At 72.7% G+C, this 25,928-nt stretch carries 24 protein-coding genes; 13 read left to right on the forward strand and 11 right to left on the reverse strand.

The window, feature by feature from the left end; translation table 11 throughout:
- The first annotated feature begins 104 nt into the window (after positions 1-104).
- The gene (locus ACIRPU_RS06855) at positions 105-299 is read left to right on the forward strand and encodes a hypothetical protein (protein ID WP_403862648.1); all 195 of its coding nucleotides are present in this window, start codon (positions 105-107) and stop codon (positions 297-299) included.
- Between the two features lie 149 nt (positions 300-448).
- Complete coding sequence (locus ACIRPU_RS06860) at positions 449-1,492, forward strand: NUDIX domain-containing protein (protein WP_403862651.1); 1,044 nt, start codon at positions 449-451, stop codon at positions 1,490-1,492.
- A 233-nt stretch (positions 1,493-1,725) separates the two neighbouring features.
- Here ACIRPU_RS06860 and ACIRPU_RS06865 read toward each other — a convergent pair whose 3' ends face one another.
- Together ACIRPU_RS06865 and ACIRPU_RS06870 are read right to left on the reverse strand one after the other, a co-directional pair.
- Positions 1,726-2,442 (reverse strand): MBL fold metallo-hydrolase, encoded by a 717-nt coding sequence (locus tag ACIRPU_RS06865; RefSeq protein ID WP_403862655.1) that lies wholly within the window; start codon positions 2,440-2,442, stop codon positions 1,726-1,728.
- A 61-nt stretch (positions 2,443-2,503) separates the two neighbouring features.
- Positions 2,504-3,859 (reverse strand): dipeptidase, encoded by a 1,356-nt coding sequence (locus tag ACIRPU_RS06870; protein WP_403862658.1) that lies wholly within the window; start codon positions 3,857-3,859, stop codon positions 2,504-2,506.
- Positions 3,860-4,052: 193 nt separating this feature from the next.
- Here ACIRPU_RS06870 and ACIRPU_RS06875 point away from each other — a divergent pair, with 193 nt between their 5' ends.
- Complete coding sequence (locus ACIRPU_RS06875; protein ID WP_403862661.1) at positions 4,053-5,348, forward strand: geranylgeranyl reductase family protein; 1,296 nt, start codon at positions 4,053-4,055, stop codon at positions 5,346-5,348.
- A gap of 15 nt (positions 5,349-5,363) precedes the next feature.
- Here the strand turns inward: ACIRPU_RS06875 and ACIRPU_RS06880 are convergent, their stop codons facing one another.
- On the reverse strand, positions 5,364-5,822 hold the full coding sequence (locus ACIRPU_RS06880; RefSeq protein WP_355701900.1) for a nitroreductase family deazaflavin-dependent oxidoreductase: 459 nt from the start codon (positions 5,820-5,822) through the stop codon (positions 5,364-5,366).
- 152 nt (positions 5,823-5,974) lie between these two features.
- Here ACIRPU_RS06880 and ACIRPU_RS06885 point away from each other — a divergent pair, with 152 nt between their 5' ends.
- From ACIRPU_RS06885 to ACIRPU_RS06895, 3 genes are all read left to right on the forward strand, one after another.
- The gene (locus tag ACIRPU_RS06885) at positions 5,975-6,664 is read left to right on the forward strand and encodes a TetR/AcrR family transcriptional regulator (protein WP_355701899.1); all 690 of its coding nucleotides are present in this window, start codon (positions 5,975-5,977) and stop codon (positions 6,662-6,664) included.
- A gap of 184 nt (positions 6,665-6,848) precedes the next feature.
- On the forward strand, positions 6,849-8,099 hold the full coding sequence (locus tag ACIRPU_RS06890) for a sensor histidine kinase (RefSeq protein WP_403862666.1): 1,251 nt from the start codon (positions 6,849-6,851) through the stop codon (positions 8,097-8,099).
- Positions 8,100-8,185: 86 nt separating this feature from the next.
- Positions 8,186-8,851, forward strand: coding sequence for a response regulator (locus ACIRPU_RS06895; protein ID WP_403863566.1), 666 nt, complete (start codon positions 8,186-8,188; stop codon positions 8,849-8,851).
- Here the strand turns inward: ACIRPU_RS06895 and ACIRPU_RS06900 are convergent.
- Entirely contained in the window at positions 8,812-9,102 is a 291-nt protein-coding gene (locus tag ACIRPU_RS06900) for a DUF6332 family protein (protein ID WP_403862669.1), read from the reverse strand. The two genes, ACIRPU_RS06895 and ACIRPU_RS06900, sit on opposite strands and share 40 nt — an antisense overlap.
- A gap of 180 nt (positions 9,103-9,282) precedes the next feature.
- Positions 9,283-10,773, reverse strand: a complete 1,491-nt coding sequence (locus tag ACIRPU_RS06905) for an MFS transporter (RefSeq protein WP_403862672.1) — start codon at positions 10,771-10,773, stop codon at positions 9,283-9,285.
- Between the two features lie 86 nt (positions 10,774-10,859).
- Here ACIRPU_RS06905 and ACIRPU_RS06910 point away from each other — a divergent pair, with 86 nt between their 5' ends.
- Positions 10,860-11,264, forward strand: coding sequence for a MarR family winged helix-turn-helix transcriptional regulator (locus ACIRPU_RS06910; RefSeq protein ID WP_057605349.1), 405 nt, complete (start codon positions 10,860-10,862; stop codon positions 11,262-11,264).
- Between the two features lie 13 nt (positions 11,265-11,277).
- Here ACIRPU_RS06910 and ACIRPU_RS06915 read toward each other — a convergent pair whose 3' ends face one another.
- The 4 genes from ACIRPU_RS06915 to ACIRPU_RS06930 all read right to left on the reverse strand — a co-directional run bounded on the left by ACIRPU_RS06915 (position 11,278) and on the right by ACIRPU_RS06930 (position 15,393).
- Positions 11,278-12,024, reverse strand: a complete 747-nt coding sequence (locus ACIRPU_RS06915) for a maleylpyruvate isomerase family mycothiol-dependent enzyme (protein ID WP_403862675.1) — start codon at positions 12,022-12,024, stop codon at positions 11,278-11,280.
- Between the two features lie 50 nt (positions 12,025-12,074).
- A complete protein-coding gene (locus ACIRPU_RS06920; protein ID WP_403862678.1) occupies positions 12,075-13,250 on the reverse strand; it encodes an MFS transporter in 1,176 nt (391 codons plus the stop codon).
- A 191-nt stretch (positions 13,251-13,441) separates the two neighbouring features.
- On the reverse strand, positions 13,442-14,056 hold the full coding sequence (locus ACIRPU_RS06925; RefSeq protein ID WP_403863569.1) for a response regulator: 615 nt from the start codon (positions 14,054-14,056) through the stop codon (positions 13,442-13,444).
- Positions 14,057-14,130: 74 nt separating this feature from the next.
- Positions 14,131-15,393, reverse strand: coding sequence for a sensor histidine kinase (locus ACIRPU_RS06930; RefSeq protein WP_403862681.1), 1,263 nt, complete (start codon positions 15,391-15,393; stop codon positions 14,131-14,133).
- Positions 15,394-15,648: 255 nt separating this feature from the next.
- Between ACIRPU_RS06930 and ACIRPU_RS06935 the strand changes: the two genes are divergently transcribed.
- The 4 genes from ACIRPU_RS06935 (at position 15,649) to ACIRPU_RS06950 (ending at position 22,050) form a co-directional block, all read left to right on the forward strand.
- Positions 15,649-16,425 (forward strand): class I SAM-dependent methyltransferase, encoded by a 777-nt coding sequence (locus ACIRPU_RS06935; RefSeq protein WP_403862684.1) that lies wholly within the window; start codon positions 15,649-15,651, stop codon positions 16,423-16,425.
- 74 nt (positions 16,426-16,499) lie between these two features.
- Entirely contained in the window at positions 16,500-17,138 is a 639-nt protein-coding gene (locus ACIRPU_RS06940; protein ID WP_403862686.1) for a hypothetical protein, read from the forward strand.
- 265 nt (positions 17,139-17,403) lie between these two features.
- On the forward strand, positions 17,404-19,338 hold the full coding sequence (gene htpG, locus ACIRPU_RS06945) for a molecular chaperone HtpG (protein ID WP_403862689.1): 1,935 nt from the start codon (positions 17,404-17,406) through the stop codon (positions 19,336-19,338).
- Positions 19,339-19,632: 294 nt separating this feature from the next.
- Positions 19,633-22,050, forward strand: a complete 2,418-nt coding sequence (locus tag ACIRPU_RS06950) for an MFS transporter (protein ID WP_403862692.1) — start codon at positions 19,633-19,635, stop codon at positions 22,048-22,050.
- 66 nt (positions 22,051-22,116) lie between these two features.
- On the opposite strand, the gene ACIRPU_RS06955 is transcribed toward ACIRPU_RS06950, so the two are convergent.
- Entirely contained in the window at positions 22,117-22,896 is a 780-nt protein-coding gene (locus ACIRPU_RS06955) for a DeoR/GlpR family DNA-binding transcription regulator (protein ID WP_403862695.1), read from the reverse strand.
- A gap of 94 nt (positions 22,897-22,990) precedes the next feature.
- Between ACIRPU_RS06955 and ACIRPU_RS06960 the strand changes: the two genes are divergently transcribed.
- On the forward strand, positions 22,991-23,872 hold the full coding sequence (locus ACIRPU_RS06960) for an SIS domain-containing protein (protein ID WP_403862698.1): 882 nt from the start codon (positions 22,991-22,993) through the stop codon (positions 23,870-23,872).
- Positions 23,873-23,898: 26 nt separating this feature from the next.
- Complete coding sequence (locus ACIRPU_RS06965; RefSeq protein ID WP_403862701.1) at positions 23,899-24,741, forward strand: ketose-bisphosphate aldolase; 843 nt, start codon at positions 23,899-23,901, stop codon at positions 24,739-24,741.
- On the opposite strand, the gene ACIRPU_RS06970 is transcribed toward ACIRPU_RS06965, so the two are convergent.
- Positions 24,728-25,867 carry a methyltransferase gene (locus ACIRPU_RS06970; protein WP_384116101.1) on the reverse strand — a complete coding sequence of 380 codons (1,140 nt, stop codon included), beginning with the start codon at positions 25,865-25,867 and terminating at the stop codon, positions 24,728-24,730. The two genes, ACIRPU_RS06965 and ACIRPU_RS06970, sit on opposite strands and share 14 nt — an antisense overlap.
- Positions 25,868-25,928: the final 61 nt, after the last annotated feature.

Below are 25,928 nucleotides of genomic sequence, written 5' to 3' on the forward strand. Positions count from 1 at the left end.
GAACCGTCGGTGACCCCGGCATTCTCCCCGAGGGCCGGCCGATCGTGCGCGTGGATCAGCGGAAGACGCGTGACCCCGTGCCCGTCGTCGCCGTTGATCCCCGCATGAAGAAGCGCAGCATGCTCGCCATCGCCTCCCTCGCCACCGGCTTCGTCGTGGCGGCGATCACCCCCTCGCACAGCCTGGGAGGCGCGGATCTCGACGGACTGAACGTGGGCGACACGCTCAGCACGCTCGACCACACCATCGCCGGCGACAGCCTGGCCATCGACGACGAGGCGCTGGGGCAGAACGACTGACGGACCGGGCCAGGACCACGAACGCCGTGGCGCGGGCACCCACCGGGAGGGGGCCGGCGCCACGGCGTTCGTGCGCCCTCAACGGGAACTGGTTTCCGTGGCAGGGTGGAGCGGGCAAGCCACAGGGGGCCAACAGAAGAGGGGGACCTGTGACCGTCGTCTGGATCAACGGCGCGTTCGGTGCGGGGAAGACCACCACCGCACGGGAATTGATCGACCTGATCCCGAACAGCACGCTCTTCGACCCCGAGGTCATCGGCGGAGCGCTCCCGCACCTGCTGCCGCCCAAACGTCTCGCCGAGGTCGGCGACTTCCAGGACCTGCCGATCTGGCGACGGCTCGTGATCGACACGGCGGCCGCGCTGCTCGCCGAGCTGGGCGGCACCCTCGTCGTCCCCATGACCCTGCTCCGCCAGGAGTACCGCGACGAGATCTTCGGCGGTCTCGCCGCTCGCCGGATCTCCGTCCGGCATGTCCTCCTCGCTCCGGGGGAAACGATCCTGCGCGAGCGAATAGCCGCCCGCGAGGTCCCCCCGGACCTCCCCGACGGCGAGATACGGATCCGTCAGTGGTCGTACGACCACATCGAGACGTACCGGGCCGCCCTCGCCTCCTGGCTCACCGCCGACGCCCATCCCGTCGACAACGGAGTCCTCACTCCGCAGGAGACGGCCGCGCGGATAGCCGAGGCCGTGGGCAGCGGCGCCGTGGCCGCGTGCGACATCGTGCAGACCCCCGAGCCCACCGCCGAGACGGTCGCCGCCGGGGTCCTCCTCTTCGACGAGCAGGACCGGGTGCTGCTCGTGGACCCGACGTACAAGCCCGGCTGGGAGTTTCCCGGCGGGGTGGTGGAGCCCGGCGAGGCGCCCGCGCGCGCGGGCGTGCGCGAGGTCGAGGAGGAGACCGGGATCCGGCTGGACGACCTACCCCGGCTGCTGGTCGTCGACTGGGAACGGCCGACGCCGCCCGCCTACGGTGGGCTGCGCCTCCTCTTCGACGGCGGCCGGCTCGACGCCGCCGCCGTGGCGGGGCTGCTGCTGCCCGGCCCCGAACTGCGGGCCTGGCGCTTCGTCACGGAGGAGGAGGCGGCCGACCTCCTGCCGCCGGTCCGCTACGAGCGCCTGCGCTGGGCGCTGCGCGCCCGCGAGCGCGGGGCGGCGCTGTATCTCGAGGCGGGCGTGCCGACCGGGTGAGCGCCGCCACGGGGAGACGCGCCGCAGCGCCTCCACCGGAAACGGAGCCGCCCGGCCCTCCTCCCGGAACCGCCGCTGGAACCCTTCCACCACCTCGGCGACCGGAGCGTGCCGGCTGACGAGCGCGGCGGCCCCGTCCGGGATGCCCTCGGGCCGCAGACCTCCGACGCACGCACGCACGAAGGCCGCGCGCTCCGCACCCCCGTATCCGTACAGGTCGGTGATCCCCGACCTCACTGCGGGGCAGGGAGGTCGTCCGCCGCCTTCCGTAGCACCGCGGACGCGCGTGCGGTCACCGGATCGCCGTGCCCGAAGCAGGCCATGTCCGTGTCCAGGTCGGCCAGTCGGCGGAAGGAGGCGAGGGCCCGCGGCCGGTCGAGGTGGAAGACGCCCGGCAGCACCGCGCCGTCGACGGGCGAGGCGGCGGCGCAGTCCCCGGTGAACAGCACACCGTGCCCGGGGAGTTGGACGGCGATGCTGCCGTCCGTGTGCCCGGGCGCATGCGCCACCCGGGCCCCGTCACCGAACTCCAGGACTTCTCCGTCGGCCACCTCGGTGATCCGGGTCGGCCGAGCGAACTCTCCTGGGGGCAGGCGCTGTTGTGCGGCAGCGTGCAGGGGCCGCTCCCAGTCCTCCAACACCGGCGGCGGCCCGGGGACTTCGCCGCGCAGGACGACCGCGTCCGCCGCGTGCGCCAGGATCTCCGACCCCGCGAGCGCCGCGAACTCGGCCGCGCCGCCCGCGTGATCCGCGTGGAAGTGCGTGAGGACGATCCGGCGTACGGCCCCGGGGGCGTGCCCGAGGGCCGTGACGGCCTCCGCGATGATCGCGCCGGAGCCGGCCGGCCCCGCGTCGACGAGGGTCAACTCGTCGCCGTCACGCCAGAGATAGGCCTGGCCGACCGGGAAGCGCAGGAGGTGCAGCCGGGGGAGGAGCTCGATGACGTCCATGGGACGACCGTAGAGAGGGACCCGCCCGGCGGGCGAGGCCCTCTGCCGACGGCAGAGCGGCTCAGCCGGCCGCGTAGTTGCGCAGGAACAGGGCCTCCGCCACCGAAAGCCGCTCCAGCTCCTCGGGCGACACGCTCTCGTCGACCGCGTGGATCCGCGCCTCCGGCTCGCTCAGGCCGATGAGGAGGATCTCCGCCTTCGGATAGAGGCCGGCCAGGGTGTTGCAGAGCGGGATGGAACCGCCCTGCCCCGCGTACTGCATCTTCTGGCCGGGATAGGCGATCGACATCGCGTCCGCCATCGCCGCGTACGCCGGGCTCGCGGTGTCGGCGCTGAACGCCTGGCCCTGGCCGATCTGTTCGGTGCTCACGCGCGCGCCCCACGGCGTGTGGGCCTCCAGATGGGCCTGGAGCAGCTTCGTCGCCTCGGCCGCGTCCACGCCCGGCGGCACCCGGAGGCTGATCAGCGCGCGGGCGCCCGCCTGCACGGACGGGGTGGCGCCGACGACCGGCGGGCAGTCGATGCCCAGCACGGTCACGGCGGGGCGGGCCCAGATGCGGTCGGCGACGGTGCCGGAGCCGATCAGGCCGACGCCGTCCAGGACCTTGGCGTCCTGGCGGAACTGCGCCTCGTCGTACTGGAGGCCTTCCCAGCGCGCGTCGTCGGTCAGGCCGTCGACGGTCGTGGAGCCGTCCTCGGCGCGCAGCGAGTCCAGGACGCGGATCAGCGCGCTCAGCGCGTCCGGCGCCGCCCCGCCGAACTGGCCGGAGTGCAGATTGCCCTCGAGGGTGTCGACCCGCAGCCGCATCATCGTCATCCCGCGCAGCGTGGAGGTGACGGTCGGCAGACCCACGCGGAAGTTGCCCGCGTCGCCGATGACGATGGTGTCGGCCGTCAGCAGCTCGGGGTGCTGCTCGGCGTACCGCTCCAGACCGCCGGTGCCCTGCTCCTCGGAGCCCTCCACGATCACCTTCACGGTGACCGGGACGCCCCCGTTCGCCTTCAGGGCGCGCAGCGCGAGCAGGTGCATGATGACGCCGCCCTTGCAGTCGGCGCTGCCGCGGCCGTACCAGCGGCCGTCGCGCTCCGTCAGCTCGAAGGGCGGGGTGGTCCAGGCGGCCTCGTCCAGCGGCGGCTGCACGTCGTAGTGGGCGTAGAGGAGAACGGTCCTGGCGCCGGCGGGGCCCGGCAGACAGCCGTACACCGACTGGGTGCCGTCCGGGGTGTCGAGCAGGGCCACGTCCTGGAAGCCCTCGGCGCGCAGCGCGTCCGCGATCCAGTTCGCGGCGGCCTCGCTCTCGCTCCTGGGGAACCGGTCGAAGTCCGCCACCGACTTGAAGGCCACCAGTTCGGTGAGCTCCGCCCGTGCCCTGGGCAGCAGCGAGGCGACGGTCTCGGCGACCGGATTCGACGACATGGGCACGCTCCTTGTGGGTGCGACGTTGTACTGGTGTGTACTGGTCCGTACGGGTGACCGTGTGAGCGTACGCGCCTGCCGGGATGTGGGGCGCCCACGCCGCCGGTCCTCCCACAGCGGACCGTGGCGATCTCCGCCGTAGGATGCGGGGGACAGGTGCGGCAAGCGGCTTGATCAGGAGCAGTAGACCATCGTGAGCAGCGAGAACTCTCCGGCGGACGACGAGAACTCTTCGGCGGACGACGCGCGGCAGGTGTGGGACGTCGTCGTGGTGGGCGCGGGCCCCGCAGGGGCTTCGGCCGCCTACGCGGCGGCGGTCACAGGACGGCGGGTGCTCTTGCTGGAGAAGGCGGAGCTGCCCCGCTACAAGACGTGCGGCGGCGGCATCATCGGCCCCTCCCGCGACGCGCTGCCACCCGGCTTCGAGTTGCCCTTCCGCGACCGGGTGCACGCGGTGACCTTCTCGAACAACGGGCGCTTCACCCGTACCCGCCGCTCCCGGCAGATGCTGTTCGGGCTGATCAACCGGCCCGAGTTCGACCAGCAGCTCGTCGAGCACGCCCAGAAGGCGGGCGCCGAGCTGCGCACGGGCGTCACCGTGCAGCGGGTCGAGCAGCACGGCTCGACGGTGCCGGACCGGCGCACGGTCGCGGTCGTCCTCCAGGGCGGCGAGACGCTGCTGGCGCGCGTGGTGGTCGGCGCGGACGGCAGTGCGAGCCGCATAGGGGCTCACGTCGGAGTGAAGCTCGACCAGGTGGATCTCGGCCTGGAGGCGGAGATCCCGGTGCCGGAGACGGTCGCCGAGGACTGGAAGGGCCGTGTCCTCATCGACTGGGGTCCGATGCCCGGCAGCTACGGCTGGGTGTTCCCCAAGGGGGACACGCTGACGGTCGGCGTCATCTCGGCGCGCGGCGAGGGCGCGGCGACCAAGCGCTATCTCGAGGACTTCATCGGACGGCTCGGCCTCGCCGGGTTCGAGCCGAGCATCTCCTCCGGCCACCTGACCCGCTGCCGGGCCGACGACTCCCCGCTCTCGCGCGGGCGGGTGCTCGTCTGCGGCGACGCGGCGGGGCTGCTGGAGCCGTGGACCCGTGAGGGCATCTCCTTCGCGCTGCGCTCGGGCCGGCTCGCGGGCGAGTGGGCGGTCCGTATCGCCGAGGCGCACGACGCGGTGGACGCCCGCCGGCAGGCGCTGAACTACGCCTTCGCGATCAAGGCCGGCCTCGGCGTGGAGATGAGCGTCGGCAAGCGGCTGCTCACGCTCTTCGAGCGCCGTCCCGGGCTCTTCCACGCCGCCCTCACCGGTTTCCGCCCGGCCTGGCGGTCGTTCACCGACATCACCCGCGGCCGGACGACCCTGGGCGAGCTCATCCGCTCGCACCCGATGGCCCAGCGGGCCCTGACCGCGGTGGACCGGCGGCAGGCGGCGACGGCCGGCCCTGTGTCCGAGCCGGTGTCCGAGCCGGTGGCCGAGGAGAGCGGCTCCTGACCCGAAGGGCGCGGATCACCGTCGGTTCGTGACGGTGATCCGGAACACCGGGTGGTCAGGGGCGATACGGCGCATCTCGGCGTCGGGAGAGTCGGGTCCCACCCCGTTGAAGAAGACGCCGACCTCGGCCTTCCAGCGCTTGAGGTAGGCGCGCAGCAACGGCGTCTTGTCGTCGTCGGCGACCTCGACCGCCGTGAACTCGTCCACGTTCTTGCCGAGGCGCAGCTCACCGCCGCCCGCCGCCCGCATGTTGTGCGTCCACTGGACGTGACCGCGCGGCGCGATCAGGTACTGCTGCCCGTCCACGGTCAGCAGGTTGACGGGGGTCGTCCGCCATTCGCCACTCTTGCGGCCGCGGACCGCCAGGACCCGTGAGCCCCACACGCTCAGACCCCGGCGGGTCAGCCAGGACACGGCGCGGTTGAAGACGTTGACGGTGAACCAGCCGGGCTTCTGCACGTGGGTGGTGGACATGGCTGCTGCCTCCTGGACGGAAAGTGTGAGCACTGCTCTCGCTCGAGTCGAGTCTGCCGTAGGTCGGCGCCCTGGAGCAAGAGCGGTGCTCTCTATTTTGTGCACCGATCCATATTGGGTGCGGTGCTCCGCTTCCGTGGCAGACTGAACACATGAGCAGCACCGTTCGAGGGGCCCGCGCCCGCGCCAGGATCGAAGTCACCGCCGCCATCAAGGAGGAGGCCGGCAGACAGCTCGCGTCCGAGGGTGCGGCCAAGCTCTCGCTGCGAGCCGTGGCCCGTGAGCTCGGCATGGTCTCCTCCGCCGTGTACCGCTACTTCCCGAGCCGCGACGACCTGCTCACCGCACTCATCATCGACGCCTACGACTCCCTCGGCGAGGCCGCGGAAACCGCGCACGCGGCCGTCACCGACGCCCCTCCCGTCGAGCGCTGGGTCGCGGTCGGCGAGGCGGTGCGCGGCTGGGCGCTGGCGCATCCGCAGGAGTACGCGCTGATCTACGGCTCGCCGGTGCCCGGCTACAGCGCGCCCCGAACGACCGTCCCGGCAGCCGCCCGCGTCGGCCTGCTCCTCATCGGCATCGTGCGAGACGCACACCGCGGCCACGCGCTGGAGGCGCCGCTCCTCACGGACGAGCTGGTCCCCGAGGCGGCCCGGCTGGCGGGCGACCTGGCGCCCGACCTACCGCCGGGGGCGGTCGCGGCACTCGTGGCGGCGTGGGCCCAGCTGTACGGACTGGTCGGGTTCGAGCTGTTCGGGCAGTTCAACCGCGTCGTCGAGGAGCGCGAGCCGTTCTTCCGGTACGCCGTCACGCGCCTCGCCCGTGAGGTGGGACTCCGCTAGAGCACGCCGCTGGGCGTGGGGAAGTTCCCCGCGGCGACCACGCGGCCGGCGAAGGCCGATGAAGGGGCCGTCGACGAAGGCAGCCGACCGTCCCCAGGGGCGGCGGCGTACTTCCAGGGGAGTACGGCTGACCACCTCGCCCGGCGGACGTCCGGCGCGGTCGGCGGCGTCTAGCGTGACGGACATGGAAGAAGAGCGGACGCACGGGCCCGACGGCCCGGGGCAGCGGTGGTCGCACCGGCCGCTGCCCTGGCTGCACCCTCGCGAGGGTCAGGACGGGCCGGACCCGCAGTCGCGGGCCGCACGGTGGCCCTGGCGATCCACCGTGCTGCTCACCGCCCTGGTCCTCGTCGGCTCGAACTTCGCGGCCCACGCGCAGGAGGGTCAGCGGGCGCCGCTCGACGCCTTCGCGCGCGTGCTGCTGGTGCTCGCCTCCGGGCTGCTGCTGTGGCGGCAGCGACACCCGGTGGCCGTCGTGTTCGGCACGGCCTGCGCCGCCGCGCTCTACCTGGGCGCCGGCTACCCGTACGGACCGGTCTTCGTGACCGTCGCCGTGGCCTGCTTCACCGCCGTCGTCGCCGGGCACCGGCGGGCCGCCTGGACGGCGCTGGGCCTGCTGTGGGCGGTCCACCTGCTGGTCGCGCACTGGCTCTACCGGTGGCTGCCGCCCGCCGGCGACGAGCAGGCCTCCTACGGGCAGGAGATCGTCGTCGCGGGATGGGCCGTGGCGATCGTGGCGATCGCGGCGCTGGTCCGGATCCGGCGCGAGCAGTGGGCCCGTGAGCGGGCCGAGCGCGCCCAGGCCACCCGGCGGCGCGCCGACGAGGAACGGCTGCGCATCGCCCGCGAGCTGCACGACGTCCTCGCGCACAGCCTCTCGGTGATCAACGTGCAGTCGGGCGTGGGCCTCGCGCTCCTCGACTCCGACCCGGAGCAGGCGCGCATCGCGCTCACCACCATCAAGTCCGCCAGCAAGGAAGCGCTGGACGAGGTGCGCCAGGTGCTCGACAGCCTCCGCACGCCGGGGGACGCGCCGCGCGCCCCCGCACCCGGCCTGGACCGGCTGCCCGAACTGGTGGAGCAGGCGGCGCGCGCGGGCCTCACGGTCGATGTCGCAGGCCGGCCGCCCCGGTTGCCGCCGCACACGGATCTCGCCGCCTTCCGTATCGTCCAGGAGGCCCTCACCAACGTCGTACGCCACTCGGGCTCGCGCCACGCGCGCGTGCGGCTCGATCACGGCGGTGGAACGCTGCGGCTGCGTATCGACGACGACGGTCCGGCGACCGGTGCCGACGCGGGCGGCAGCGGCAACGGTCTCGCCGGGATGCGGGAGCGGGCCGCGGCCCTCGGTGGCACGATCGAGGCGGGACCGCGGCCTGAAGGCGGCTTCAGGGTGCTGGCCGTACTGCCCACGAGGGCCGGGGAGAACCGGTGAACGCGGCGGGACCGGCCAACAGGGCAGGGCGGGCGAACGGGGCAGGACGGGTGGACGAGGGAGGATGGGTGGACGAGGGAGGCGCGGTGATCCGCGTACTGCTCGCCGACGACCAGTCGTTGGTCCGCGCGGGGTTCCGGGCCCTGCTGGACGCGCAGCCGGACATCGAGGTGGCGGCCGAGGCCGCCGACGGGGAGGAAGCGGTGCGCGCGGTGCGTGAACTGCGGCCCGACGTCGTGCTGATGGACATCCGGATGCCCCGCCTCGACGGTCTGGCCGCCACCCGCCGGGTCACCGACGACGCGGAGCTCTCCCAGGTCAAGGTCATCATGCTCACCACCTTCGAACTCGACGAGTACGTCTTCGAGGCGATTCGCTCGGGCGCCTCCGGCTTCCTGGTCAAGGACACCGAACCGGAGGAACTCCTGCGTGCCGTAAGGGCGGTGGTCGCCGGCGACGCGCTTCTCTCACCGGGGGTCACCCGTCGCCTCATCGCCGAGTTCGCCGCCCGTTCCAAGGAGCCCGCGGCGGCCGACGCGCTGAACCGGCTCACCGAGCGGGAGCGGGAGGTGATGGCGCTGGTCGGGATCGGCCTGTCCAACGAGGAGATCGCCCGCCGGCTGGTGGTCAGCCCGCTCACCGCCAAGACGCATGTGAGTCGGACGATGGTGAAGCTGGGCGCCCGGGACCGCGCCCAACTGGTCGTCCTGGCCTACGAGTCGGGGCTGGTCCGGCCGGGCTGGCTGGGCTGAGCGCCGCCGCCGCGGAGGCGGACGAGCACGGAGACCACCCGGACCAACAACACCACGGGAGCGAGCGCCAGGCCCGCCCGCAGCAGCGACTTCTCCGCCAGGTCCGGCAGTTCGAACAGCAGCGCCGGACCGGCGACCGCCCCGAAGAGCACCGCAGCCGCGAACACCGCACTGAACAGCGCGTATCCGATCTCGACGGTGATCACGTCCCGCTCGGCCTGCGTGCGCCGGCCTCCCCCGTAACCGCTCATACGACGAGTCTCACAGGTGTACGCCCGGCGAGGCAATCGGCCCCGCCGGGCGCACTCCTGGAGACGGCTCCTCCTCAGGTCCTGTCCGTCCGGACATCACCCGGGGACCCGACCCGCCGGACAGACCCTAGGGCCGACAGGGCACCGTGGGTCAGGCCGACCTGATCCAAACGGCAGACCCTAGTCGCGGGCCCCCACCGGCTCCGCTTCCGCCTCCGGCACGGTGGACCTGGCGATCACGACCGAGTTCCGGGCGCGCCGGGTGCGCAGTCCGGGGAGGGTGATGAGCAGGCCGGCGGCGGCGACGGCCGTCACCACCGCCAGACCGGGCCGGTAGCTGTCGAGGACGGCCTGCGGGGTGGGGTCGGCCGGGGCGCCCGCGGTCACCACCGCCGTCACCACCGCGAGGAAGATCGCGCCGCCCACCTGTACGGAGGTGTTGAGCAGCCCCGAGACCATGCCCTGCTCATGGTCCGCCACGCCGTTGGTGGCCTGGATGTTGAGCGAAGGGAAGACCAGCGCGCAGGCCGCGCCGATCAGCAGCATGGTGGGCAGGATCACCGCCGCGTACACCGGGTCGAGATCGACGCGCAGGAACAGCGCGTATCCGGTGACCATGAAGGCGAAGCCCGCCGCGATCAGCCGTGGAGTGCCGAACCGGTCGACGATCGCGCCCATCTTGGTCGAGGACACCGCGACCAGCGCGCCGGCCGGCAGGAAGGCGAGTGCGGTGTGCAGCGCCGACCAGCCGAGCAGCGTCTGCATGTAGAGGGTGGCCAGGAACTGGAAGCCGACGTACGAGCCGAAGAAGGCCATCGCGCCGAGCTGGGCACGGACCTGGCTGCCGGAGCGCAGGACGCCGAGCCGGATCAGCGGGCCGGCCGAGCGGCGCTCGACGAGCACGAAGGCGGTCAGCAGGACGGCGACGGCGAGGAACGACAGCAGCGTGCGGGCGGAGGTCCAGCCGGACTCCGGCGCCTGCACCACGGTGAACACCAGCAGCAGCATCGACGCGGTGCCGAGGACGGCGCCGGGCACGTCGTAGCCGTTGTGGTCCTTCTCGCGTTCGCTGCGCGGCAGCAGCTTCAGACCGGCCGCCAGCGCGATCAGGGCGATCGGCGCGGGCAGCAGCATGGTGAGGCGCCAACTCGCCTCGGTGAGCAGGCCGGAGAGGACCAGGCCCATCGAGAAGCCGGTGGCGGCGCAGGTGGTGTAGATGGAGAGCGCCCGGTTGCGCAGCGGGCCCTCCGGGAACGTCGTGGTGATGATGGACAGGCCGGCCGGGGCCGTGAAGGCGGCGCTCAGGCCCTTGATGAACCGGCTCGCGATCAGCAGCGGACCCGAGTCGACCAGCCCGCCGAGCAGCGAGGCCAGCGCGAAGACGCCGAGGGCGATCAGGAAGACCTGGCGGCGGCCGAGCAGGTCGGCCGCGCGACCGCCGAGCAGGAGCAGGCCGCCGTATCCCAGGATGTAGCCGCTGACGATCCATTGCAGGGTCGAGGTGGTGAGGCCGAGGTCGGAGCCGATGGACGGCAGGGCGACGCCGACCATCGACACGTCCAGCGCGTCCAGGAACATCGCGGCGCACAGCACCAGCAGGGTGCCCCACAGCCGCGAGGTCCAGCGGCCCTCGGGGAGAGACGGCGCGGGGGAGGGGAGCGGAGAGGTCATGACGCAGACACTACATGCGCATGCATCGAATGCAAGCGCATTTAATTCCGATGCAATGATTGGCGTTCTCTGCTACGGTGCGCCCCATGGCGGCGAAGAAGGGCGAGGCCGAGGCCGAGCAGGCGCTCGTGGAACAGTGGCGGGACATGCTGGCGCTGCATGCGCGGACCCAGTGCGAACTCGACCGGGCGCTGCATCAACACGGCCTGTGCGGCAGCGACTTCGAGGTGCTCGACGTCCTCGCGGAGTCCGCGGCCCCGGACGGCTCGTGCAGCTATCGCGTCCAGGAGATCGCCGAGCGGGTCCATCTCAGTCAGAGCGCGCTGTCGCGGCTCGTCGCCCGTCTGGAGAAGGACGGTCTGGTCGAGCGCGGCATGTGCGCGGAGGACCGCAGAGGCGTCCGGGTCGCGCTCACCGGGAAGGGACGCGCGCTGCACGGCGACGTACGGCCGGTGCAGCGCGCGGTGTTGACCCGGATGCTGACGGACTGACCACGGTCGACTGTCAGTTGACGGCGGACTTCTCCCGCCACAGCGTCGCCAGTGCGGCGTCCCCGGTCACCGCCGGAAGCGGCAGCCGGTTCCACAACGACAGATAGAGCGGCGCCGCGGGACCGGACACCTCGCAGTCGGCGTCCCCTTCGCCGTTCCGCTCGGTCACGGGCGACTCCGACGACAGACGTACGGTCCACACGGCGTCGGACGTGTCCGTCGCCCGCACCCGCAGGACCCGGGGCCCGTCGGTCCGCACCCGGCTCTTCTCGCGGGCGTGGAAACCGCGCAGCAGCTCGTCGATGCCGTCCGCCGCGAAGTCGACGCCGATGTCCCTGGCGAGCTCCTCGGGTGCGCGGCCACGGGCCGACTCCGCGTCCACGCGGTGCACCGCCGTCTCGTGCGCCTGCCGCCTCGCCCAGAAGGCGAGCGCCGACGGCGCGGGCAGGAAGTGCCAGCACCGCAGGTCGGGCGGGGCGGCGGACAGGGTGTCGACGAGCCGCAGGTGACCCTCGCGGAACCACTCCAGCAGCGCGTCGCCGTCCAGCCCCGGTGGTTCTTCCAAGGGGCGGAACGAAGGGCTGCCCTCGGCCACGAACGACGTCGCCCAGCGGTGCACGGAGCCCGTGTGCCGCAGCAGGTCCCTGACCTGCCAGTCCGGGCAGGTCGGCACCTTCGCGTCGGGGCCCGCTTCCGCCGCCGCGGCGGCCAGCGACCGGCCCTCCTGGTCGAGCGAGCGGATTAACTCGGCAATATCCATGTGGGGGAGTGTGCCGGATGGAGCGCGGTCGAGGGGAGGGGCGGCGGTCTTCAGCCGGCCGTCGCCCGGCGGGTGGCGAAGCCGATCGCCGCGGCCACCCCGGCCAGCACGGCCACGCTGGTGAGGGCGGCGGCCAGGGAGAACCAGTCGGCCATGAAGCCGATGGCGGGCGGGCCCAGGAGCATGCCGCCGTAACCGAGCGTCGAGGCGGTGGCGACGCCGCTCGGGCCGGCCAGGGCGCCCGCGCGTTCGACGGCCACCGGGAAGAGGTTGGCCAGTCCGAGCCCCGCGATGGCGTAGCCGAGGAGCGCCGCCCACAGAGCCGGGGCGAGGGCGCCGAGCAGCATCCCCGCCGCCGCGACGCCGCCGCCCGTCACCACCGTACGGGTGCGGCCGAGCCGTTCGAGGAGGGTGGTGCCGGTGAGCCGGCCGAGGGTCATGGCGAGCGCGAAACACGCGTACCCGGCCGCGGCGACCCCGGCGGAGGACCCCAGGTCCTGACGCAGATGCAGGGCGCCCCAGTCGGCGAGGGCTCCTTCGCCGTAGGCCGTGCACAGGGCGATCAGACCGAAGACGACGACGAGACGACGGGTGCGGGGCGCCGGTCGGTGCGCTGCCGCCTTCGCGGACGCCTGATCCCGGGGCTCGGGCGGCCGAGGCGGCTCCTGCCGCAGCAGCGTGGGCGCCGTGAGCGCGGTGACGAGCAGGCCGATGATCCCGAGGCCCAGCAGATGGCGCGTGGGGGACAGGGATCCCGCGACCAGCCCGCCGAGACCGGCGCCGATCATGCCGCCCAGGCTGAAGGCCGCGTGGAAGGTGGGCATGACCGGCCGGCGCAGTGCCGCGACCAGATCGACGGCGGCGCTGTTGAAGGCGACGTTGATACTGCCGTACGCCGCCCCGAACAGCAGCAGGACGGCGCCGAGCGCGGCGGCGGAGTGGGTGAGCGGGGGTAGCGTGACGCTGAGGCAGAGCAGGACCGCGCAGACCACGGTGACCGGGTGAGCGCCGTAGCGGCTGCACAGGCGGCCGGTGAACATCATCGTGATCACCGCGCCCGCGGAGACGCCGAGGAGCGCGAGACCGAGGCTGCTCGGGGAGGCGCCGGTCTGTTCCTTGATGGCGGGGATCCGGACGACCCATCCGGCGAAGACGAAGCCGTCGAGGGCGAAGAACGTGGTCAGGGCGATACGGAGCCGGGTGAGGTCGTTGCCGTGACCCGGCACCGCGTCGCGTGTTCGGGTTTTGTTTATTAGCGGCACAAATTCAGGCTAGGTGCTTGTCCGGGGCTGAACAAGGCCGCCCGAGCCCGCACCAGGCCGCCGTGGGGTCTGCGTCGGGCGGACGAGGTCGCCCGGTGCCGCGTGACCGATGGCGCGGGCCAGGTGACGGCACCCGCCGTCCGCGTACCGCGTCGTCACGGCAGCAGTCGTCTCTCCTTGGCGACCGCCACCGCGCCCGACCGCGTCTCCACCCCCAACTTGCCGTAGATGCGCCCGAGATGGGTCTTCACCGTCGCCTCGCTGATGAACAGCGCCCGGGCGATCTCCCGGTTGCCCAGACCACGGGCCAGCTGAGCGAGGATCTCGTGCTCACGGGCCGACAGGGCGGGACGCGGACTGCGCAGCCTGGTCAGCAGCCGGTCGGCGACGGGGGCCGACAGCGCGGTGCGGCCGGCCGCCGCGGCGCGGATCGCCGCGAAGAGTTCGTCCGGCCGTTCGGCCTTGAGGAGGTAGCCGGTGGCGCCCGCCTCGATGGCCCGGGTGATGTCGGCGTCGGTGTCGAACATCGTGAGCACCAGCACCCGGGGACCCGCCGCCGGACCGCCGGTCAGCTGCCGCGTGGCCGTCACGCCGTCCATGCCGCCGTCGAGCTGAAGATCCATCAGCACCACGTCGGGGCGCAGCCGGGCGGCCAGGGCGAGCGCCTCCTCGCCGGTGCCCGCCTCGCCGACCACGTCGATGCCGTCGGCACTGGACAGCAGGGCCCGCAGTCCGGCCCGGACGACGGCGTGGTCGTCGCAGAGCAGCAGCCGGACGGGCGGTGAGGCTACGGGCGGTGAGGGTGCGGACGGCGGGGGTCCGGGCGGCGGGGGTACGGACGTGTTCACGCGACGGACTCCTCGAGAGGATCGGGGACGAACGAGGTCAGGGGCACCGCGACGGTGACGACGGTGCCCTCGCCCGGAACGGACTCGACGCTGAGCGTGCCGCCCGCCTGCCGGGCCCTGATCCGCATGGCCGGCAGCCCGTGCCCGCGGGTGCGGTCCTGTTCCGGCGTCGGGGCGACACCGCGCAAGCGAGCCGGTCCGCCCGACTCCGGCCCCGGCCCCGGAGCGAATCCGCGGCCGTTGTCGGCGACGTCCAGGGAGACCAGGTCGTCCAGGCAGGTCAGGGTGAGGACACCGCGGGTCGCCGCGGCGTGTTCGCGTACGTTCGCCAGTGCCCCCTGGGCGATGCGCAGGAGCGCCGCCTCGACGCGTTCGGGCAGCGGGCCCGGGTCACCGTCGAGCCGGAACTCCACGGCCAGGCCCGGCCTGCTCTCTCGCGCGGCGAGCGCGGTGAGCGCTTCGGGGAGCGAGTGCGCGGCGAGGTCGGCCGGCGCCAGGTCGTGCACGAACCGGCGGGCCTCGGCGAGGCTCCGGGAGGAGATCTCGGCGGCCTCGCGAAGATGCTCCCGGGCCGTGTCCGGGTCCGACTCCCAGACGCGCTCGGCCGCGTGCAGCAGCATCCGCTGACTGGACAGGCCCTGGGCGAGGGTGTCGTGGATCTCCGTGGACAGCCGCTGACGCTCCGCGAGGACACCCGCCTGCCGCTCAAAGGCCGCGAGGTCGCGACGGGTACGGACCAGATCGTCGATCAGCACGCGCTGCCGGGCCCCCTGGCGCTGCAGATGAACCATCACGGCGGTGGCCACCGCGGCGACGGCCGGCGGGGCCACGACCATGTTGGGATTGAGCGCGCCGTCGGCCACGCGCACCTCCGAGACCACGACCAGCGCGGTGAGCACGGCCGCGAGCGGTACCGCGATCCGGGGCGGCAGCGCGTGCAGGCCGGCGAACAGCAGCGGCATGGCGCACCAGGTCGCGCTCGGCGCGAGCACCAGGAGCGCCACCCAGACGGCCGAGACCGAGCCCAGCCAGGCCAGATGGCGCGAGGTGGGCGCGGAACCGGGCCGGGGCGCCGGAGCCAGGAACCGTCCGAGGACGTAGAACAGACAGAAGGCCGCGTACAGCGCCACCACCCATCCGGTGTGCGTTGCGCCCCGGTCGCGGCTCAGGAAGCGGACGAACGAGGAGCCGAGCAGCACGAAGAACGCGAGGTGCACGACGGTGCCCAGCCAGCGCTCGTCCGGATCGGTGTGTCCCATCCTCCGTGTCTAACGCGACGGACGCCCGGACGCATCAACCGATCGGCTGACATCCCGGTCGCCCGAACCGACCGGCGGGCCGAGACGGTCGAACGACGTGGTCGGGCCCCCGCGCCCCCGAGGCTGGAACCGGATCCCGCACCACGCGGGAGGCGCCGTTCGGGAACTTCGTGATCGCCGGGAACCGTGCGATCGACGGGGACTTCGCGAACGTCACGAACCTCGGGAACATCGCTCGGAAAGGCCGGGAATCGCATGCCCGCCAAGAAGCTCACCGTCAACCGCGCGGCCCTCGGTCACCGCCTCGGGTACGCCCTGCGCCACCCCGACAAGGTGCCCCGCCATGTCGCCCGCGCCGCCCGGGATCTGTGGCTGAGCCGCTGTCACCAGGATCACGTCTCCTACTACCGCGCGGTGATGCGCTCCGACACCCGGGCCGATCCGGACGCGGCGGTCGGCAGCCGCAGCCGTGAACGGTGGCTCGCCCTCGGCGCCATGCAGTTCGACTACCTGCTCGGACACGGTCTGCGTCCGGAGCACCGCATGCTGGAGATCGGCTGCGGCAACCTGCGGGGTGGCTGGCGGTTCATCCGGCACCTCGAACCCGGCCACTACCACGGCATAGACATCTCACCCGACATCCTCGTGGCCGCCCAGGACACGATCGTGGAGATGGGGCTGCAGCAGCGGCTGCCGGCGCTGACACCGGTGCGCGACCTGACGCTGCGGTTCCTGCCCGACGCCCACTTCGACGTGGTGCACGCGCACAGCGTCTTCTCCCACTCGCCGCTCCCGGTCATCGAGGAGTGCCTGGCCAACGTGGGGCGGGTGCTCGCGCCCGGCGGCTGGTTCGACTTCACCTTCGACCGCACCGAGGGCGAGGAACACCACGTACTGCGCGAGGACTTCTACTACCGCACCGACACCCTGGTGGCCCTGGCCGAGAAGCACGGCCTGCGAGCCGGCTTCATGGACGACTGGGAGGAACTCCCGCACGGTCAGTGCAAGATCCGCGTCACCCATGGGACCTGAACCGGCCTGAACCGCCGGGCTGACCTGAACCGGCCTGACCCGACTCGCCCCGGGGAGAGGGGACCATGGGGGGCATGCGGATGTACGGAGAGCGGCTGCGGGCCCTGGCGGGGGCGGTGTTGGTGGTGAGTGTCGCGGTGGCATGCGGCGGGCAGGGGGACGACGGCGCGACGCCGGCGACCGTCACGACCACCGCGCCCACCACAGCTCACGGCACGGGCACGGGTACAGGTACGGGTACAGGTGCCCATGCCTCGCCGACGGCGCCGGCCCCTCGGTTCGACGCGGAGGTCGGGTTGCCCGACGGCCGACGGGTGGGCATGGCGTACGTCGAGGGGCGCGGGCTCGTGGAACGGCACCGGGACGCGGACTCCAGCGGGTGGAGCGCGCCGCGCGTGGTGCACTCGACCGCGACCGACCGGTGCCAGAGCCTCACGCTCAAGGTGTTCGGTGGGACGGTCGCGGTCATCGCCGACTGGGGAAGCTACTGCTACGACGGCGAGCCGCCCATGGAGTCGCTCGCCGCCGTCGGTAAGGGGGATCTCACCCGGTGGGACACGAATCTCACCAGAGGCTTCGACGGCTGGTCGAAGGTCGCCTCCGTGGGCGGCTCGGGGGACCTGGTCTTCACCCGCAGCTCCACCGAGTGGCTGACCCGGCTCCGGTGGAGCGCTACGGACGGATTCGCGAAGCCGGAGGAGAGTCGTCGCTGAACTCCAGCGCTGATCTCCCGCGCCCGCGCTGATCTTCCGCGGGATCTCGCGCGTCGACCTTCCGCGCTGATCTCCCGCCTCGGTCTCCCCGCCCGATCGCCCGCCCCGATCGCCCGCCCCCGCCGGAGGGGACCGCCCCGATCGCCTGTCCCGGGCGCTCGCATCCGGGCGATCACGAACAGCGAGCGTCGCAGGCTGACTTGGTGTTTTACAGTGGCTCAAGCCAGTCCAGGAGACTCCCGAACCTGTGAGGTACACGCTCATCATGTCGACCGAAACGTTTGAGTTCCAGGTAGAGGCCCGTCAGCTGTTGCAGCTGATGATCCACTCGGTCTACTCGAACAAGGACGTCTTTCTCCGCGAACTCGTCTCCAACGCCTCCGACGCGCTGGACAAGCTACGTCTCGCCGCGCTGCGGGACGACACGCTCGACGCCGACGTCTCCGACCCGCACATCGAGATCGAGATCGACGCGGACTCCCGCACCCTGACCGTGCGGGACAACGGCATCGGGATGTCGTACGAGGAGGTCGGCCGGCTCATCGGCACGATCGCCAACTCGGGCACTGCGAAGTTCGCGCAGGAGCTGCGCGAGGCCCAGGAGGAGGCCGGGGCCGAGGGGCTCATCGGGCAGTTCGGAGTCGGCTTCTACTCCGGCTTCATGGTGGCCGACGAGATGACGCTGCTGACCCGGCGGGCCGGCGAGAGCCACGGCACCCGCTGGTCGTCGCGCGGTGAGGGCACCTACACGCTGGCGAGGGTGGACGACGCGCCGCAGGGCACCACGGTCACGCTGCACCTGAAGCCGGCCGACGCCGACGACCAGCTGCACGACTACACCGCGGACCGGACGATCAAGGAGATCGTCAAGCGCTACTCGGACTTCATCACCTGGCCCATCAGGCTCGTCCCGAAGGCGGTGGACGGCGCCACCGCCGACACCACCGACGCCGAGGGGACCGCCGCCACCGCGCCCGAACCCGAGACGCTGAACTCGATGAAGGCCCTGTGGGCGCGCTCGCGCGACGAGGTGTCCGACGACGAGTACCACGAGCTGTACAAGCACATCAGCCACGACTGGCGCGAACCGCTGGAGACCGTGCGGCTCCAGGCGGAGGGCACCTTCGAGTACCAGGCGCTGCTGTTCGTCCCCTCGCACGCCCCGCACGACCTGTACAACCAGAACTACCAGCGCGGTGTGCAGCTGTACGTGAAGCGCGTCTTCATCATGGACGACTGCGAGGCGCTGCTGCCGCCCTACCTGCGCTTCGTCAAGGGCGTGGTCGACGCGGCGGACCTCTCGCTGAACGTCTCCCGCGAGATCCTCCAGCAGGACCGGCACATTCGGATGATGCAGCGCCGGCTCACCAAGAAGGTCGTCTCCACGGTCAAGGACATGATGACCGCGGCCCCCGACCGCTACGCCACCTTCTGGCGGGAGTTCGGCGCCGTCCTGAAGGAAGGACTGCTGTCCGACTCCGACAACCGCGACACCCTCCTCGCCGTCTCCTCGTTCGCGACCACGCACAGCGCGGACGAGCCGACCACGCTGAAGAGTTACGTGGAGCGGATGAAGGACGGACAGGACGCCGTCTACTACCTGACCGGCGAGTCCCGGCAGAGCATCGAGAACTCCCCGCACATGGAGGCGTTCCGGGCGAAGGGCATCGAGGTCCTGCTGCTCACCGACCCGGTCGACGAGGTGTGGGTCGACGCGGTGGGCGAGTTCGAGGGCAAGCCGCTGCGGTCCGTCGCCAAGGGCGAGGTCGACCTCGACGGGGCGGACGACGAGAAGGCCGAAGGCGAGCGCGAGAAGCAGGGCGAGGAGTACGCCGGTCTGCTCGACTGGATGAAGGAGCGGCTGGGGGAGGACGTCAAGGAGGTGCGGCTGTCGTCCCGCCTCACCGTGTCCCCGGCCTGCATCGTCTCCGACGCGCACGACCTCACCCCGGCGCTGGAGAACATGTATCGCGCGATGGGGCAGGAGGTGCCGCGCGCTCTGCGGATCCTCGAACTGAACCCCGATCACGCGCTCGTGAAGGGCCTGAACCAGGCGTACAAGGAGCGGGAGGACCGTGCGGGGCTCGCCGAGACCGCCGAACTGCTGCACGGACTGGCGGTCCTCGCCGAGGGCGGGCGGCCGAAGGAGCCCGGACGGTTCGTGAAGCTGGTGGCGGACCAGCTGGAGCGCGCGCTGTAGCCGACGCCGCGGGGGACCGGGCAGAGCCCGCTGCCCGGTCCCGCTGCCAGGCCTTCCGCCCCGCGCCTTCCCCGTTGCCCTCCGCTTGAGCCCTCCGCCCTCCGCCCTCCGCCCTGCGCCCTGCGCCCTCCAACCCTCCGCCCCGCGCCTTCCGCCTTGGGCCCTCCGCCCGGAGCCCTCTGCTCGGTTTCTTCACCTGCCGCACACCGAAAGTACTCGTTGCTTGAGTCAATCAAGCGGGCTTACGATGCTGCGCAGTCGTGCAGAACCGCATCCCCCCACGGAGGCTCGGCCATGTCCCATGCGCAACCCAGGTCCCCGGAGGCGGGGGAGGGATCCGCCGCGCCGCGGGCCGACCTCGTCGTGGCGGTGCTGGCCTTCGGCGGGATCGTGGTCTCGCTGATGCAGACCCTGGTCATCCCGATCGTCCCCGAGCTGCCGAAGCTGCTCGACGCCCCGGCCTCCGACACCGCCTGGGCGGTCACCGCCACCCTCCTCGCGGCCGCCGTCGCCACCCCCGTCATGGGCAGGCTCGGCGACATGTACGGCAAGCGCCGCATGCTGCTCGTCAGCCTTCTCATGCTGATCGCGGGATCGGTCACGACCGCCCTCAGCGAAGGGCTCGTCCCGGTGATCGTCGGCCGGGCCCTCCAGGGACTCGCCTCCGGGGTCGTCCCGCTCGGCATCAGCATCATGCGGGACGAACTGCCCGCCGAGCGGCTCGGCTCGGCCACCGCCCTCATGAGCGCCTCCCTCGGCATCGGCGGCGCCCTCGGACTGCCCGCCGCCGCGCTCATCGCGGACCACTTCGACTGGCACGCGCTGTTCTGGACGTCGGCCGCCCTCGGCGTCGTCGCCGCCGTGCTCGTCCCGGTCTTCGTGCCCGAGTCGAAGGTGCGCACCGGCGGACGCTTCGACCTGGTCGGCGCCCTCGGTATGGCGGCCGGGCTGGTGTGTCTGCTGCTCGCGATCTCCAAGGGCGCCGACTGGGGCTGGGGGAGCGGCACCACCCTCGGGCTCTTCGCCGCCGCGGTCGTCGTCCTGCTGCTGTGGGGCGTGTTCGAACTGCGCGTCAGGGAACCCCTGGTGGATCTGAGGACCACCGCCCGCCGCCAGGTGCTGGTGACCAACCTCGCCTCGATGGCCTTCGGCTTCTCCATGTTCGCGATGTCCCTGGTCCTTCCTCAGCTGCTCCAGTTGCCTGAGGCCACGGGCTACGGTCTGGGCAGGTCGCTGCTGGCCGCCGGCCTGGTGATGGCGCCCACGGGCCTGGTGATGATGGCCACCGCGCCGCTCTCCGCGCTGGTCTCCAGGGTGCGGGGCCCGAAGGTGACCCTCATGCTCGGCGCCGTCATCGTCGCCGCCGGGTACGGCCTCACTCTCGTGCTGATGGACGCGGTGTGGGAACTCGTCCTGGCCTCCTGCGTCATCGGCGCCGGCATCGGCTTCGCCTACGGGGCCATGCCCGCGCTCATCATGGGCGCCGTGGACCCCTCCGAGACGGCCGCCGCGAACAGCCTCAACACGCTGATGCGGTCCATCGGAACCTCCACCGCCGGCGCCGTCGCCGGCGTGATCCTGGCCCGCATGACCACCACCTTCGGCGGCGCCGCACTGCCCTCGGAGAACGGCTTCAAGGTGGTCATGGCCATCGGCTCCGGAGCGGCGCTCCTGGCCCTCGTCGTCGCCGCGTTCATCCCGCGGCAGCGGCCGGCGGGCACGGCCGCGTCGGCCACCCAACCTGTCTCCCCGGTACCCGCCGAGGCCGGGCCCGCAGGAGCCGAACAGGCCGTCGCCGTACCGGGCGTCGCGGTACCGGCCGTCGCCGTAGCGGCTGTCGCCGTACCGGACGAGCAGGTCGTGGGCGCCGCGGTCGCCGTGCCGCTGGCCCGCGCGGTCGCGGACCTGGTCGCGGTCGTCCCCGGGCTGAGCGACGGCGGTCCGGCCGGCGGCGGGCATCCGATACGCGGGCATGTGCGGGGCGCGGAGCGCGCGCCGGTGGACGGTGCCGCGCTCACCCTGATCTCGCTGGACGGGCGGCAGTTGAGCCGGACGGTCGCCGAGACGGACGGCTCCTACGCCGTCGAGGCGCCGGGAGAGGGCACCTACGTGCTCATCGCCGCCGCCGACGGGCACCAGCCGCAGGCGACGACCGTGGTGGTCGGGGCGGCGCCGGTGACGTACGACGTGCTGCTCGGCGGCACCAGCGGGCTCGTCGGCACGGTACGTTCCGTGGACGGCGGGGCGCCGGTCGCCGGGGCGGTGGTCGTCCTCACCGACGTGCGCGGCGATGTGCTGGTCACCACGCAGACCGACGGCACGGGCGAGTTCTCCGTCGCCGAACTGGTGCCGGGTCCGGTGACCCTCGCGGTCAGCTCGCCCAAGCACCGGCCGCTGGCACTGCCCGTGGAGATCGGCGTCACCGGTGTCACCCGGGTCGACGTCGCGTTGCGGACCGGCGCGCTGGTGCGGGGCACGGTACGCGGCGCGGGCGCACCGCTGGGCGACGCGCGGGTGACCCTGGTGGACGCCGCCGGGAACGTCGTGGCGACCGCCACGACCGGCAGCGACGGGGCGTACGCCTTCGCCGACCTGGACGACGGCCGGTACACGGTCATCGCGACCGGCTACCCGCCCCGCGCGACCGGCGTGAGCCTCGGCGGCGGTGACGTGGACGACCACGACGTCGAACTCGCCCACGCCGGGGACTAGTTCATGGCCGGCCGCGACACGGCGGCAAGGACGCGGGTGGCGGGCGGGGGCGGGCGGCCTGCGGGTTCAGGCGAGGAGAACCCTGATGCCCGCCTCCTCGAACCGTTCCACCGCCGCCGCGTCGGCCGCCGTGTCCGTGACCAGTGTGTCCACCGCGTCGGCCGCGCAGATCCGGGCGAACGCCCGCCGCCCCAGCTTGCTGGAGTCGGCGGCCACCACCACCCGTTCGGCGCGCTCGCACAGCAGCCGGTCGACCGCGGCCTCGGCCTCGTCGTGCGCGGCGGCGCCGTGCGTCGCGTCGAAGGACACGACACCGAGCACCGCCACGTCGAGGGTGATCTGACCCAGCACCCCGTCCGCGAGCGGTCCGACCAGCTCGTACGACTGCGCCCGTGCCACCCCGCCGGTCACCACGATCTTGAACTGGGGTCGCACCGCCAGCTCCGCCGCGATGTTCAGCGCGTTCGTGACCACGGTCAGCGCGGGGGAGCCGGACGTCAGATCGTCCCGCACGGCCAGCGCGCGCGCCACCTCCGTGGTCGTCGTGCCGCCGGTCAGCCCGACCGCCTCGCCGGGCGCGACCAGATCGGCCACCGCCCTCGCGATCCGCTGTTTCTCGGAAGCCTGCCGGGCCGTCTTGTACCGCAACGGCAGCTCGTACGACACCCCGTGCACCACCGCCCCGCCCCGCGTGCGCAGCAGCATCTGCTGCTCGGCGAGCTGGTCGAAGTCACGGCGGATCGTCGCCGCCGACACGGCGAGCTCGGCCGCCGCCGCCTCGACGTCCAGCCGGCCGCGCTCGACGAGGAGCTCCAGCAGCGCCTTCCAGCGGGCGTCACGCGACATCGACGATCTCCGTTCGGATGCTTGAAGTTGCTCGAATGGTGGCTCTATCTTGCATGAACACTCATGAACAGTCACCGTCGGGAAGAGGTGGGGCATGACCCACGTCGAGGACGAACTGACCGACCAGCCCGCGTGCTGGACCCGTGCCGCGGCCGAAGTATCCCGATACGCCAGTGAGTTGCCGGGGTCCGGGGAGCGGGTCGCGATCGTCGGCTGCGGCACCTCGTACTTCATGGCCCAGGCCGCGGCCGCTCTGCGCGAGGGAGCGGGGCACGGCGAGACCGACGCCTTCGCCGCCTCGGAGTTCCCCCACGCCCGCTCCTACGACCGGGTCGTCGCCCTGACCCGGTCCGGCACCACCAGCGAGGTCCTCGACCTGCTCGGCCGTCTGCGCGGACACACCCGCACGACCGCGATCACCGCCGACCCGCACACCCCGGTCATGGACTCGGCCGACGATGTCGTGGTCCTGGACTACGCCGACGAACGCTCCGTCGTGCAGACCCGGTTCGCCACCACCGCGCTCACCCTGCTCCGCGCCCATCTCGGCCTGCACGGCGACAGCGTGGTCACCGACGCCCGCACCGCGCTCGCCGAGCCGCTTCCGCGAGGACTCGTGGACTGCGGGCAGTTCACCTTCCTCGGGCGCGGCTGGACCGTCGGACTGGCGAACGAGGCCGCGCTGAAGATGCGCGAGGCGTCGTTGTCCTGGACCGAGGCCTATCCCGCGATGGAGTACCGGCACGGCCCCATCAGCATCGCCACCGCCGCCACGGCGACCTGGATGTTCGGCGAGGCGCCCGACGGGCTGGCCCGGCAGGTGGGCGCCACCGGCGCGTTGTGGGTGCCGGGCGAGCTGGACCCGCTCGCCGAACTGGTCCGCGCCCAGCGCCTCGCCGTGGCCGTCGCCGCCGCCCGCGGCCTCGATCCGGACCGCCCGCGCCACCTCACCCGCTCGGTGATCCTCACCCCCTGAGCCCCGACTCGCGAAGAGGAGTTGCCGTGCCGCTCACCACCACCGGCGAACTGGTCACCCGGGCGCAGGCGGCCCGTACCGCCGTCGCCGCCTTCAACATCATCACGCTGGAACACGTCGAGGCCGTCATCGCCGGCGCGGAGTCCGCCGGCGCGCCCGTCGTCCTCCAGGTCAGCGAGAACGCCGTCGCCTACCGCCGGGGGCAGCTGCTTCCGCTCGCGCGCGCCGCCGCCGTCGCGGCCGAACGAGCCGCCGTGCCGGTCGCGTTGCACCTCGACCACGTCCGGAGCGACCCGCTGCTGCGCCGGGCGGCCGACGCGGGCTTCAGTTCGGTCATGTACGACGCCTCCCGCCTGCCGTACGAGGAGAACCTCGCCGCGACATGTGCCGCCGTCGAGCTGGCGCATGCCCAAGGGCTGTGGATCGAGGCCGAGTTGGGGGAGATAGGCGGCAAGGGCGCGCACACGCCGGGGGCCCGCACCGACCCGGACGAGGCCCGCGCGTTCGTGGCCGACTCGGGCGTGGACGCCCTCGCCGTCGCCATCGGCAGCGTCCACGCGATGACCACCCGCACCGCGGCCCTGGACCACGGCCTGCTCGCGCGGCTCCGCGCGGCCCTCGACCTGCCCCTCGTCCTGCACGGCTCCTCCGGAGTCCCGGACCGCGAGCTGACGGCCGCCGTCACGGGCGGCATCGCCAAGGTCAACATCGGCACCGCGCTCAACCAGGCCATGACCGGCGCGATCCGCGAGCACCTGGGCGCGCATCCGGACGCGGTCGACGCCCGGACCTATCTGAGCGCGGGCCGGGAGGCCATGGCGCGCACCGTCGAGCGGATCGTCACCGGTGTCGGACTCACCCTTGCCTGACCGCCTTCAACACCACGAACTTCCGGTCACCGGCGACCAGTTCACTGTTGCCGAACAGCCGCTTCAGCTTCACGTGGTAGCCCAGGTGCCGGTTGCCCACCACCCACAGCTCGCCGCCCGGCCGCAGCGCGCGCCGAGCCCCGGTGAACATCCGCCAGGCCGTGGCGTCCGTCGTCGCCTGGTGGGAGTGGAACGGCGGGTTGTTCAGCACGACGTCCACACTGCCGTCCGCCACCCCCGCCAGCCCGTCCCCGACCCGGAACTCGGCGTGCCCCGGCACCCCGTTCGCCTTGTACGTGGCCTCCGCCGACGCCACCGCCTGGAACGACTCGTCCGTGAACAGCACCTCGGCCTCCGGGTTGGCCAGCGCGACGGCCGTACCGACGATCCCGTTGCCGCAGCCCAGGTCGACGACCCGGCGGGTGCCGCTGGTCGTCGGCAGGTGCTGGAGAAGGAACCGGGTGCCGAGGTCGAGCCGGTCGGCGCAGAACACGCCCGCGTGGTTGACGACCGGACGGCCCGAGAGGGCGCCGCCGACGTCGTCGGGAAGGTCGTAGGCGTACGGCCACGGGTTGGCGGGGCGTCGCGGCGACGGGGCCGGTGCGCAGAGGATGAGCCGGGCCTTCTGCTCGGCCAGCGAGGTCCGGGTCGGCCCCAGGATCCGCTCGAACAGCCTCAGCGTCGAGGTGTGGATCTCCTTCACCATGCCGGTGCCGACGACGACCGTGCCCGCGTGCACGGCGGGGGCCAGCCGCAGCAGCTGGTCCTCCAGCAATGCCAGGCTCTTGGGCACCCGGACCAGGAGCACGTCGATCCGCTCCGGCACCGGGTCCTGGGTGGTGAGCAGCCGGACCGCGCCGGTCTCGACGCCGGCCCGCGCCAGGTTCGCCCGGGTCGCCTCCTGCCCGAGCCAGGAGTCGGTGATCTGCGTCGGGCGGTGCGCGGCGAGCGCCGTGACCAGCGCGCCCCACCGGTCGCCCAGCACCACCACCGTGCCGGTCAGCGGCACCTCCTGCTCCGCGAGGTGTCTGAGCAGGTACGCGTCGGATGCGTCCCAGGCGCGCAGCGTCTCGCGCGGATCCTCGGGGTGGCGGGCCAGCGTGACCTCGCCCCACGGCGTCGTCATACGGTCGTTCATCGTGCGTCAAGGCTAACCGAGCAGCAGCTCAGGCCCGGTGTCGGGCCCA

Origin of the sequence: Streptomyces sp. NPDC102259, from assembly GCF_044766465.1 — a bacterium.
GTDB lineage: Bacteria > Actinomycetota > Actinomycetes > Streptomycetales > Streptomycetaceae > Streptomyces.